We start from the raw sequence: 12,890 nt of genomic DNA on the forward strand, positions 1-12,890 counted from the left end.
GTTGCGTTTTTTCGGTTGATACGATACAATTACAGAAGCTTTATTTATGAAAAAAACGGAGGTATAAAATGAGTCGTGCGGATGATATTTTTATAGAAATGTGTAGATCAATCATAGAAAACGGATATAGTACAGAGGGAGAAAAAGTCCGCCCTAAGTGGGAGGATGGAACAAGTGCTTACACGATCAAAAAGTTTGGCGTCGTAAACCGCTATGATCTGTCAAAGGAATTTCCGGCAATTACACTTCGAAAGACATATATTAAGTCTGCTATAGATGAGATACTGTGGATCTGGCAGAAAAAATCCAATAATGTACATGATCTGAAAAGTCATATCTGGGATAGCTGGGCAGATGAAGATGGTTCGATCGGAAAAGCTTACGGATATCAGATGGGTGTAAAACACCAGTACAAAGAAGGTATGTTTGACCAGGTGGATCGCTTGATTTATGATCTGAAACATAATCCATACAGTCGTCGTATGATGACAAATATGTATGTACACGAGGATCTTCATGAGATGAATCTGTATCCGTGTGCTTATGGGATGACATTTAATGTAACAGGAGATCGCCTGAATGCTATATTGAATCAGAGATCACAGGATGTACTTGCGGCAAATAATTGGAATGTTGTTCAGTATGCAGCACTGGTTTATATGATTGCACAGGTTACAGGGTTTAAACCGGGAGAATTGGTGCATGTAATTGCAGATGCACATATTTATGACAGACACATTCCGATCGTAAAAGAGCTGATATCCAGAGAAACCTATCCTGCACCAAAGTTTACCATGAATCCGGATGTAAAAGATTTTTATCAGTTTACGTTGGATGATTTTACAATTGAAGATTATCAGACAGGACCACAGGTGAAGAATATTCCGATTGCAATTTAAACAATACTTGTGGTTATTTGAGTAAAATTACTAAAAAAAGACGCGATTTTAATATAAAATTCACAAAAAGTATTTGTCTATTCCGATATATTGTGATACAATTTTCATATATTTTTGGAGGTGCGTTACACATGGCAAATATTATGATTACATCAGGCACAAGTTTTGAAGGATATGAGATAACAGAATATGGTCCTTATAAATTTGTACAGACAATTTTAAGCTCTAATTTTTTAAAGGAGATCGGTGCATCTATTGCTGACATTGCAACAGACAGAAGCAGCATGTACCATGACAAGCTGGATGGAACAATGAAGGAAACCATCAAGTCATTTGAGGAAGTTGTCGGAAAGACAAATTACAATGCGGTCGTAGGCTTTAAAACAAATATAGTTGATTATTCATCTAATATTTCAGCGGTTATTGTTAGCGGTACACTTGTTTCGGTGAAAAAAGAGTACAAATCCGAATTTGAAAAGAGCGATTTTGTAAGAAAAGAATTATATGTAAATAATTATTACGACAAGCTTGTACCGAGAGCCGTAAAAGTTATCCTTGCATCTGAAGGAAACGGAACCAAGATTTCGGCATGGTATAATAATTACAATATGGATGATGTCAAAGCAATCAAAGCAGACATTCAGTTTGTAAATATTTACGGTGATGAAATCACATTAACAGGTGTGGATTTTGTATTTGATAAAACAAATGTATCATTATTAAAATCTGATTATATAGAATGTAAACTTCCTGAAAAATACATAAAGATTATTACAAGTTGTAAAGTATATATTCAGAAATATGTAACTGCAAGAGGTGTATATTCATGCGGAGATGATCCGATCGATGTTGAAATGAGTGCATTGAAGTATAAAGCACTTAAAGTTAAAAAAGGTCTTGATGCTGTATGTAATTATAAGTCGGATGGACTTGTATGGACCTGTAACTGCGGACATGTAAATGAAGGTGGCGCAGAGGAATGCGTGATCTGTGGCAGAAAACAGGATGAGATGAAGAACAGCATAACATTTAATTATGAGCCGATGTTGGAAGAAATGAAACAGAAAGAATATGTTATGGAGATCAAGGATGTCCTTATGAAGTATATTAAGGATATTGATTCAGGACTTCGTATGCAGTTATTGGAGATTATGGAATCCGGTATTCAGTATGAAAAAACACGTGGAGATATGAAGGAAACTGTAATTGAGAAGGTTGAGAATCTGTTCCTTGGATTGTAAAAATGCAACAATATATGTTACAGATCATTGAGCATCTGGGGGAAAAAGGATATAAAAAATTAAATCCTGACAGTAATAATGTATATGGCAGAGCGGAAGGCGATGCCATATACGTTATTGTGCTTGGAAATAGCAGAAATTTGAAAGCGGATAATCTTATAAAGTTTAATTCACAGATTAGAAATGATCTGGAAGAAACAGGAAAAAGAGTTATGATTTTGAACCTGCTACTTACCAAGGACGGAATATTTGATGACGACTTAAGTACGATCATTAAGAAGATGGACAATGTCTGGCTGTTCAGTGAGGATTATGGTAAATTATATATTTTTGAGAATCAACCGGCAGATTTTGACGGGTTACAGAGGATTCTTGAAAAAGAGATTTATGCGGAAAAAGACCACTGGCGTATCCGGTTAAAGGAAATATTTGGAGTGGTAACACCGATTCTGGTATTGCTCAATATTTTGGTATTCATAGCATATGTATATACCAGGGATGCTTACGGATATTCTTTTCTTGAAGAAATTCTGACAGATAATCTTCGGTATGTTCTTGTTGAAAAGCAGTATTACAGACTGCTAACATCTATGTTTTTCCATTTTTCTCTGACGCATCTTTTAAGCAATATGGTTGTATTGATTGCTCTTGGAGCAAGGGTAGAATATCTGCTGGGGAAAGTAAAGTATATATGCGTATATTTGTTCTGCGGCATTGTAGCATCTGTTTGTTCGATAGTCAGTTGTTATATGGGAAACTTTTACGAATATGCAGGAGGTGCATCGGGTGCAATCTGCGGCTTGATGGGTATATTGATTGTTTTTGCCTTTTTTGGTAAAGGAAAGATATCAGATATTTCATTAAAGGATCTTATTTTTTTATCCGTGATCACAATATTGAATGGATATGTTTCGGAAGGCATAGATAATGCAGCGCATATAGGAGGATTGATAGCTGGATTATTTACAGGATTGCTTTGTGCATATATATGCTCGAAGAAGCAAAACTCAGGTACATGACAGTTGTAAAAGATGACCTGATGTGATAAAATTAGCTGATGAAAATTAGTTTAGGAGTATGATTGGATGGGTACTGGAATTAGCATGTCAAGTGTCAACAAAATAAAAGAACTTGCGGCAAGCGGGGATTATAGTCTTGCATTGGATATACTTGAACATCAGGATTTGACCAGATCGCTTTCACCTCAGTTTATCAAGATTTGTGGTGAAGTTTACTATGAAAACGGACGTTATTCGGAAGCCAGAGCTGCTCTTGTAAAAGCCCACTCCATGGCGCCTGTTGGAAATAAGATTATATATTCACTGATTAAAGTGTATTTATCTGAGGGGTTTTACTCACTTGTAGACACATATTATGACATCTATAAATTTAATCAAGATGAAAAAGATGCAGGTACATATCGTATAGAATACATGATTGCAAAAGCAAAACGAAAATCGTTCAAAGAGCTGTATGGAATTCTTATTTCAGCAAATGAAGCCGAAACGGATGCAGCTTGGGATTTTGAGATGTTGTTATTGTATGCTGCAATGGGAAATATGGAGAAACTTCAGTCGGAGGCTGAAATTTTCTGCGCGACCTATAAAGGTTCCCCATATATTGAGAATGTGAACCGGCTTAGAGATAAATCATATGATGTAGAGAAAACTATATATTGTTATCCTGCATCAGAACAGGAGGATGATTCAAAAGAACAGGAAGAGATCAGAACATTTGAACAAAAGGTTTTGGAAGCTGATCACCTTCGTATGTTCCCGAAAGACCCTAAGATTACTTTGATGGTCGATGATCGTGAACCCATACCAAATTCTGTGAAGTTCAAACAGATGCTGCTTAAATCTAAAGAAAAGAAAGAATTAAAGAAACAGCAGAAGAAAGAACAACAGGAAAATGAGCAGTCAGAGGAAAAAAAGGATAAAGGAAAGAGATTTCATATAGGACGACTGTCAAAGAAAGAAGAGGCTGCGATTGAAGAGGTAATTGCTGAAACAGAGAAGCTGCAACCGGACAAAGACAAATTACTGGATGAAGTAATGGCGGTAGAAGAGAATATAGATTCGACTCAGAGTGAAGATATAATGAAAGAGCCGGAGACCGCTTCGATTGTTAGCGAAGAAAAGAATCTGGATCAGATATCAGAAGAATCATTCGATGAAAGTCTGGATGATTTTGATACTTCGGATATTACAGATGATTTCGATACAGTATTGATGGTTGACCCGGATGCGCTTGAACAAAGCGAGCCGGAGATCGAGACAACTGTCGAGGAAGAGACTGCGGAACCTGAGACTGAGACAATTGTCGAGGAAGAGACTGCGGAACCTGAGACTGAGACAACTGTTGAGGAAGAGACTGCGGAACCTGAGACTGAGACAATTGTTGAGGAAGAGACTGCGGAACCTGAGACTGAAGAAATTGTTGAGAAAGAGGCTGCAGAATCGGATACTGAAACAGTTATTGAAAAAGAAAATACAGAACCTGAGTCTGAAGAAAATACAGAGTCGGAGATTGTTGCTGAAGAAGCTGAGTATGCAGAACCTGCGGAGCCACATGAGGATGCAGAGGTAGCGGAGATTGCTGAACAGCTAGCAGAAGAAGACGAGACGGTTCTCATGGAAGAACCTCAGATAAGTGAAAATGAAGAGCTTTCGGGAGATGTTTCTGAATCTGAAGGAAAGAAAGATCATAAATTTGATATTGATGTTGCGATCCAGTCACTGGATGAATACAAATTTGATACAGACGATTGGGAAGACGATTCGTTTGAGCAGGCATATGAGGATGACGATATTGTAGAGATCTCGGAAGTGCCGGAAGATCTGATGCCAGATGAAAGTGATGAAGATATCATTCAGTCTGAGACAGAAGAAATCAAGCAGGAAGAAGATGTGGAAGCTGAAATCATTGACGAAGCGGAAGTTAATGTTGATATCGAAGCAGAAGAACCGGAACAGGCGGAGCCGGAGACGACAGAATCTGAACAGTCGGAAACAGATGCTTATATACCGGAAGAAACTGTCGACGTCACAACAGAAGCGTTTGATGAGTCGGTACCTGATGAACTCGATGAATCAGCTTCAGAAGTAATATCAGAACAGGATTATGATATAGATAATGATGCTTCTGAAACGGAGATTCCCGAAGCAAAGATTTTTGAAACCGACGATTTTGAAATAAATGATCCTGCATCAAAAAATCCTGAAACAGAGGTTTTTGAAATAAAAGATTCAGAATCAGAAATCTTAGAACCGGTGGTTGAGAATTCTGCAAATGTAAATGGCAGAAAAATAGATTTTCCTACATTCAGATCAAGTCTTTTCCCTGATTATAACAGTGATAAACCACCTGTTGTAGAACATGTAAAGCATGAAGACATACAGGAAGAATACGATCAGAAGATGGCTGAAAATCTGAAAAAAGAGGAAGCTTTGATCAGTGAGACAGATGAATTGCTTGCAAGACTCGGAATCGAGCTTGGAACTAAATATGCATCAAACACTGATTATTTCAATATGCATCAGGACAGCTTTGTGTTAAATCCTTCAAGCGAGGATGAAACCGATGAATCGGAAAACATAAAGGAAAATGATAGTGCTTCAGAGTCTGAAGCTGTAAAGAAATCTGAATCAAAACATTCCGATGAAAAAAAATATAAGCTTAAGAAAAAATGACAAATAATTAGATTAATATAAATATTATTTTTTTTATTTGATAATGTGGAAGGAGGCGTACAAATTGGCTATAGATCAAACAGAAGCTATGATTGCTGCGATTAAAGCACAGCTTGAAAAAGAAAGGGCTGCTGAAGCTGCAAAGCAGAAAAGACTTGAAGAAGAACAGGCTTTGAAGAATAAGAGCAGCAATAAAAAGAAAACTTCAGATAGTGGAAGCAAGAGCCAATACAAGACTTTGTCTGCTGAAGAACTTGCGCGAATTGAGGAGAAGAAGCGTCGTAAGAGAGAAGAAGCATTAGGTATTGTTCATGAGGATGAGCCTGAAGAGACAGAGAACAAAGAAGCTGAAGCTGAAAAGCCGGATACAAATAATATAGAGGCAGAGAGTGAAGCTAAAACAGAGAAAAAGAATGAAAAGCAGGAAATGCCAAAGATCAGTCTTAACCTCGGTGGTATTGCCGATGAGGGACTTGGTGGTGGCCTCGGCGGACTTGGTGGTGGCCTTGGAGAAGGCTATGGCGGTCTCGGCGGACTTGGCGGTGGCCTTGGAGAAGGAGCCGGCGGACTTGGTGGACTTGGTAGTGCACCTTCAGGAGAAGGCCTTTCAGGAAAACCGGGTGCGACAGGAGGCGGTCTTGGTTCGACTTTGAATATGAATGCTTCCCTTGAACCGAATAAGATAAAAGGTAAAGATAAGACAACGTTATCTGATGAAGCAGAACGATTTGACGAAGATGATATGACATCTGTTGTTTCAGATGATGCTGAATGGACACCGGGCAAGAATGTTAAGGTGAAAGAGGTTAAGACTAAAAAAGGAAATGACAATAATGGTGATCTTTTCAGTATTTTACCTGACAGAAACAAAGATGACGCGGATGTTTCATCTATGTATGATATAGATGATGACGATGAAGATGAAGACTTCCTTGGAGCCGGTATTGAGAACCTCTCCAATATTGATGAAACCAGCGAAGAAGAAGCTGCACGTATAAAGGCAGAAGAAGAAGCTAAGAAGAAGGCAGAGGAAGAAGCTAAGAAAAAAGCTGAAGAAGAAGCTAAGAAAAAAGCTGCAGAAGAAGCTAAACGTAAAGCAGCAGAGGAAGAGTCCAAAAAGAAAGCAGAAGAGGCACGTAAGAAGGCTGCGGCTGAAAAGGCAAAGGTTGAAGCCGAGACCAAGAAAAAACAGGCTATCGAACTTGCTGAACGTAAGGCTCAGGATGCAAAGAATGTCGTTGAAACAGCCAAGAAGACGATTGCAGATTCTGAAAAAGAAGAAAAAGAACTGAAATCACAGCTTGAAGAATGTGCAAAGAAAAAAGCCGCTTATGAAGATAAGATGAAGGCAGAATTCGATGCAAAGAAGAAGGCTGATGAGAAACTCTTAGCAAAAGAAAATGCAGAGCTTGAAACAAAAGTAAAAGCTATCAATAAAGAGATAGAAGATACTAATAAGAAAGCAAAGGATGATTCAGATAAGGTATTAAAGGAGAGCAATCCTGAGACTATCAAGATGAAAATCATCAATGATGCACAGGCTGCAGCTGATGAAGTGATCAAAAAGCTTGCAGATGCTAAGAAAGCAAATATTGAAAAACACGAAGCTGAGTATACAAAGGCTTGCAAGGATGCAGAAACGGCTTCCGTAAAATTAGAGGAAGATAAGAAGAAAGCAATTGATGCTGCCAAGAAGAAGAAAGAGACACAGAATGACAAAGCTAAGAAGCTGATGGACGATGCAGAAAAGAATAAGCAGCGTGCAGGTGTTATCTTCACAGATTCCAAGAAGGCGGAGGAAGAAGCAGCTCTTAACCTTAAGAATACAACAGATATGGAGTCGGAGTCATTAAAGACATTAGCCGGACTTGAAAGCAGGCTTGCTGAGAGTGAAGGCAAACTTAAGACTGCGACGAATAACAATGATTCAGCAACAAAGGCTATTGATTCAGCAAAGAAATCATTAAAAGAAGCAGAAGCAAAAGAAGCTGAAGCGTTGAAGAAACTGGAAGAAGCCAGAACAGCAAAAGCAGCGGCAGAGTCCAGAATTTCAAAGGGTGAAGCTGATAAGAAGAAATTCCAGTCTGAAATTGATTTACTCAATAAAGAAAAGAAGACAACAAACGATGATATTGTTGCGACAAAGAAAGATGTAGAATCCTTTAAGTCAGCAAAGGCTGAAGCACAGCAGGCACTTGATGCAGCAAAGAAATCCGTAGTAGAGGCAGAAGATCTTCTTTCCAAGGCAGAAAATGCAGAGGAAGAAGCAGAAGAAATTCTGGAGAAGGCTAAGATTGAAGAAGAAGTAGAGATCCGGAATGCTGAAAAGGCTGCTTCAGATGGAAGAGAGAAACTGGATAAGGATAAGAAGTCCAGAGAGGATGCACGCGAGAAGTTCCTTGCAGATGAAGAAGAAAAATATGCAGCAGGAGAGGCTGCAGAACTTGAGAAAGTTCAGTCCGCTGCAATGACTGCAGAGAGGGAAGCTGTTGATGCCCAGAAGGAAGCAGAGAAAACAGCACAGAAGTTGCTTGATGATGCCAAGAAGAAAGAAGAAGAACTAAAACAGAAGATTGCCGGTTTGAAGACTGAACAGGAAGAACGTGTCGTTGCCAGAAAAGCTGCAAATGAAGAGGCAGTTAAGAAAGCAGAAGATAAAAAGAAGCATGATCTTGATTCTCTTCTGAAAGAAGAAATCAGTACAAAGAAGCAATTGGAAGAAGTAAGTGGCAGAGCTGCCGCTGCTGCAAAGGTTCTTGAAAAAGCTGTTAAGAAGGAAGAAGAAGCAAGAAAACAGGTTGAACTTTTAAAAGCAGGAAAGGTAGAAGAAGCATCTAAGATAGATGTATCCTTAGAAGCAACGGATGAAGCCGCTGTAGAAGCTGAACAGAGTGAGATTAATCAGGAAATGAAGAAAGCCCTGCCATCGGAAGCAAAGTATCTGTATAAGTATCTTTGTGTAAATCCTGCGGGCGCACAGATTGTGAATGTTCTTCAGACAATGAAAGTGGATCCGAAACGCTCAAAGAATCTCGTTATTCTCGGTCTGCATGGATTTGGTTCATCAAAGGTTGGAGAAGATTTTGCTGAGTGTTATTATGATCTTGGTTTCTGTACATCACCTGCAAAGGCAAAGGTTAGAGCAAAAGTAATCAATAGCGGTAAGCTTGCCGGTGCGGTTACAAAATTGAAAGGCGGATGCCTGATCGTTGAGAGTGCAGGACTTATAACACCTGAGCGTTTCAAAGAGATGGTTGATCTTTGTTCTTCGGAGAAGAATGATGTTAAGATAATTCTTACCGGTGAAAAGGTTGCACTTAGCAAGATGCTTGCAGATAATATGACACAGGCAAGAAGCTTTAACAATCGTGTTTATTTTGATCAGATTAAAGAAGAGAATATGATTGTAATTGCCAAAGAATATATCATTGAAAAAGGGTATAAATATGAAGATGGTATTGAGGGTAATATCAAGAATTTACTTCTTGCGATGGAGACTGGTAATATTGACAGGTTGTTAACTGCTGTAGACGAAGCGATGGAACGAGCAGATGCAAGGAATCCTGAAGCAAAGAAAGTTATGAAGACAGATATAAAGTAATGAAAAGTGAATATCGTAGGATAACATTTTCCAGTTTATATTTTGGTTGAAAAAAATGGTGCCAATGTTTATAATATTTATTATTGTAAACTTGGCACTTTTTTTACGCAGATCGGTTATCAAAGTCTGTATTTATGTGAGATTTTTACAACCGGTACGATAACGTAAGAAACGAGCAGAAAGTTGTTTCTTATGGTTGTCAAACTTAAAGGAGATATAAGATAGTATGGATATAGGAATAGATTTGGGGACATCGAATGTGTTGGTATATGTAAAAGGTCGTGGGGTTGTCATCAACCAACCGTCTGTTGTTGCATATGAGAAAAGTTCGAAACGCATTATTGCGATTGGAAATAAAGCAAAAAAGATGATCGGAAAGACACCGGAATCAATCGAAGTTGTAAGACCGCTCGTAAAAGGAGTAGTTTCAGATTATATTGTTACAGAGCGGATGTTAAAGGCATTTATCCGCAGTGCTATGGAGAAACGAACCGGGGTTGGCAGACCGAAAATATGTGTCTGTGTTCCCAGCGGAGTCACAGAAGTGGAGCGGAGAGCTGTAGAAGAGGCTGTTTACAGAACAGGAGCTAAGAGTGTTTATGTTATGGAAGAACCCCTTGCGGCTGCAATCGGTGCAGCAGTTGATATAGAGGAAGCCAAAGGAAATATGGTCATTGATATCGGAGGAGGAACAACAGATATTGCAGTTATATCACTTGGAGGGGCTGTAGAGAGCCGTTCGATTAAAGCAGCGGGGGATGATTATAATGCATCGATGATCCGATATATCAGAAGAAAGTATAATCTTCTGATCGGAGAACAAACTGCGGAGAAAGCAAAGATAGCGGTAGGATCGGTCTATGAGAGACCGGAGGACATCACCTATGTTGTAAAGGGAAGAGATCTGATCAAGGGACTTCCAAAGGCGATCACGATCACGGCAAATGAGACAATAGAAGCATTTGCAGATACAACTTCTCATATTTTGACGGCGATTCATGGTGTACTTGAGACGGCTCCGCCGGAGCTGGTTGCGGATATATCGGTAAATGGGATTGTTCTGACCGGTGGTGGCAGCCTGATGTATGGAATGGATAAGCTGATCAAGGAAAAAACGGGAATTGATACGTATGTTTCGGATAAAGCGTTAGAAGCAGTTGCACTTGGTGCCGGTATGTCGGTTGATATTGCAGCAAGAAAAGAAGATGCATAGAAAGCAGAGAAAAGAAAATGACAAATACACATAATTTTCTGCCGGTGAATAAAAAAGATATGATAGAAAGAGGATGGGAACAGCCGGACTTCGTGTTTATTACCGGAGACGCTTATGTGGACCATCCTTCTTTTGGTCCGGCAATTATCAGCAGAGTTTTGGAAGCACATGGATATAAGATCTGTATGATTCCACAGCCGGATTGGAAAGATGATAAGAGCATAGATGTATTCGGCAGACCAAGACTTGGTTTTCTGGTTTCCGGTGGCAATATGGATTCTATGGTCAATCATTATACTGTTTCAAAAAAACATAGAAGTATGGATTCCTATTCTCCCGGTGGAAAGATGGGGCTGAGACCGGATTATGCAACAGTGGTATATTGCAATCTGATCCGTAGAACGTATAAGGATGTTCCGATCATTATTGGTGGGATTGAAGCAAGTCTCAGAAGACTTGCACACTATGATTACTGGTCGAATAAATTAAAGCATTCAATTCTGATCGATTCACAGGCAGATCTGATTTCCTATGGCATGGGTGAACATAGCATGGTCGAGATTGCAGATGCGTTAGACAGCGGAATAGATGTCAGGGATATTACATTTATCAGAGGAACAGTCTACAAGACAAAAGATCTGTCCGGTGTAGAAGCTCCGGTGATCCTGCCTGATTATGCAGCACTTCAGGAAGACCGTTTAAAATATGCAGAAAGCTTTTATACACAGTATATCAATACAGATCCATATTCCGGAAAAGTGCTGGTGGAAGGATATGGCAACCGGGGATATGTTGTTCAGAATCCTGCGGCATATCCGCTCACACAGATGGAGATGGATGACGTATATGGGTATGATTACATGAACACCTATCATCCGATGTATGAAAAGGATGGGGGAATCCCGGCTATAGCAGAGGTGAAGTTCAGTCTGGCAAGCAACCGTGGATGCTTTGGCGGATGCAGCTTCTGTGCACTAACTTTTCATCAGGGAAGGATCGTTCAGACCAGAAGTCATGAGTCGATCATTGAAGAAGCAAAGCGCATGACGAAAGATCCGGAGTTTAAAGGATATATCCATGATGTTGGAGGACCTACGGCGAATTTCAGACATCCGGCATGTGAAAAACAGATGAAATACGGCGTATGCCAGAATAAACAGTGTCTGTTTCCAAAACCATGTCAGAACCTGAATGCCAGTCATAAAGATTATGTTGAGCTGCTTCGTAAATTAAGACGGATACCCGGGGTGAAGAAGGTATTTGTAAGATCCGGTATTCGATTTGACTATCTGCTTGCGGATCACGATGATACCTTCTTACGGGAGCTTTGCCGGTATCATATCAGCGGACAATTAAGGGTTGCGCCGGAGCATATTTCAGATAATGTCTTAAAGTACATGGGTAAGCCATCGAATCAGGTATATGAGACATTTATAAAAAAATATGAGAAGATCAACGAGCAGTATGGATTGAAACAATATGCAGTACCATATCTTATGTCCTCACATCCAGGCTCTACGTTAAAAGATGCAGTAGCGTTGGCAGAATATATCCGTGATATCGGATATATGCCGGAGCAGGTACAGGACTTTTATCCGACACCATCAACGATCTCGACCTGTATGTATTACACAGGAGTAGATCCGCGTACGATGGAACCGGTATATGTTGCGAGAGACCCACATGAGAAAGCAATGCAGCGTGCACTGATCCAGTACAGAAGACCGGAAAATTATGATTTGGTAAAGGAAGCCCTGATAAAGGCAGGACGGAAAGATCTGATCGGATTCGAAAAACATTGTCTGATCACTCCGAGAAAGATGGATAGGAATACTTCGGGATATAAAGATGTCCATAAAAAGAATCCGTCAGGACAGGCAACACGGAATCAGAATAACAAGAACAGTAATCATAGAAAACAGGATAAATCCGGTAAAAATTCAGGAAGTTATAAATCCGGGCAGGATAACAGAAACAGCAGAACCGGGAAACCTGCAGGACAAAATGATAAAAAATATCAAAAACAGAAAACAGGAAAGAAAAAACACTGATATTTTATATAAAATTAAGAAAATAACCAGAAATGAAAAAATAATGATTTCTAATGCGTGCATTTCATTTTTGGTTGCGTGGTACTTTCTTTTGTGCTAGAATGTAGCCAGAAAGTGTGCTGTTATGTCAATAATGGTCATTATTGTGCCGTTTACAGCATAAATGTACCATGATATAACACTTACATTATAA

Annotated in this window: 7 protein-coding genes; all 7 read left to right on the top strand. The window is 39.4% G+C overall.

Annotated elements, in window-relative coordinates; all coding sequences use genetic code 11:
• The first annotated feature begins 68 nt into the window (after positions 1–68).
• The gene (thyA, locus tag LK416_04390) at positions 69–899 is read left to right on the top strand and encodes a thymidylate synthase (GenBank protein UEA75424.1); all 831 of its coding nucleotides are present in this window, start codon (positions 69–71) and stop codon (positions 897–899) included.
• 131 nt (positions 900–1,030) lie between these two features.
• A complete protein-coding gene (locus tag LK416_04395) occupies positions 1,031–2,140 on the top strand; it encodes a heavy metal-binding domain-containing protein (GenBank protein ID UEA75425.1) in 1,110 nt (369 codons plus the stop codon).
• A 2-nt stretch (positions 2,141–2,142) separates the two neighbouring features.
• Positions 2,143–3,159 (top strand): rhomboid family intramembrane serine protease, encoded by a 1,017-nt coding sequence (locus LK416_04400; GenBank protein UEA75426.1) that lies wholly within the window; start codon positions 2,143–2,145, stop codon positions 3,157–3,159.
• Between the two features lie 66 nt (positions 3,160–3,225).
• Positions 3,226–5,832 (top strand): hypothetical protein, encoded by a 2,607-nt coding sequence (locus LK416_04405; protein ID UEA75427.1) that lies wholly within the window; start codon positions 3,226–3,228, stop codon positions 5,830–5,832.
• Between the two features lie 64 nt (positions 5,833–5,896).
• Positions 5,897–9,433, top strand: a complete 3,537-nt coding sequence (locus LK416_04410) for a hypothetical protein (protein ID UEA75428.1) — start codon at positions 5,897–5,899, stop codon at positions 9,431–9,433.
• A 226-nt stretch (positions 9,434–9,659) separates the two neighbouring features.
• The gene (locus tag LK416_04415; protein UEA75429.1) at positions 9,660–10,646 is read left to right on the top strand and encodes a rod shape-determining protein; all 987 of its coding nucleotides are present in this window, start codon (positions 9,660–9,662) and stop codon (positions 10,644–10,646) included.
• A 17-nt stretch (positions 10,647–10,663) separates the two neighbouring features.
• The gene (locus tag LK416_04420; protein UEA75430.1) at positions 10,664–12,697 is read left to right on the top strand and encodes a YgiQ family radical SAM protein; all 2,034 of its coding nucleotides are present in this window, start codon (positions 10,664–10,666) and stop codon (positions 12,695–12,697) included.
• The last annotated feature ends 193 nt before the right edge of the window (positions 12,698–12,890 follow it).

The sequence above is a fragment of the Lachnospiraceae bacterium GAM79 genome (assembly GCA_020735665.1).
Taxonomy (GTDB): Bacteria; Bacillota; Clostridia; order Lachnospirales; family Lachnospiraceae; genus Coprococcus.

What these genes read in the sequence shown, in the direction of transcription:
- LK416_04420 (UEA75430.1), top strand. Translation starts at nt 10,664, where the DNA reads ATGACAAATACACATAATTTTCTGCCGGTGAATAAAAAAGATATGATA.
- LK416_04405 (UEA75427.1), top strand. Translation starts at nt 3,226, where the DNA reads ATGGGTACTGGAATTAGCATGTCAAGTGTCAACAAAATAAAAGAACTT.
- LK416_04395 (UEA75425.1), top strand. Translation starts at nt 1,031, where the DNA reads ATGGCAAATATTATGATTACATCAGGCACAAGTTTTGAAGGATATGAG.
- LK416_04400 (UEA75426.1), top strand. Translation starts at nt 2,143, where the DNA reads ATGCAACAATATATGTTACAGATCATTGAGCATCTGGGGGAAAAAGGA.
- thyA (UEA75424.1), top strand. Translation starts at nt 69, where the DNA reads ATGAGTCGTGCGGATGATATTTTTATAGAAATGTGTAGATCAATCATA.
- LK416_04415 (UEA75429.1), top strand. Translation starts at nt 9,660, where the DNA reads ATGGATATAGGAATAGATTTGGGGACATCGAATGTGTTGGTATATGTA.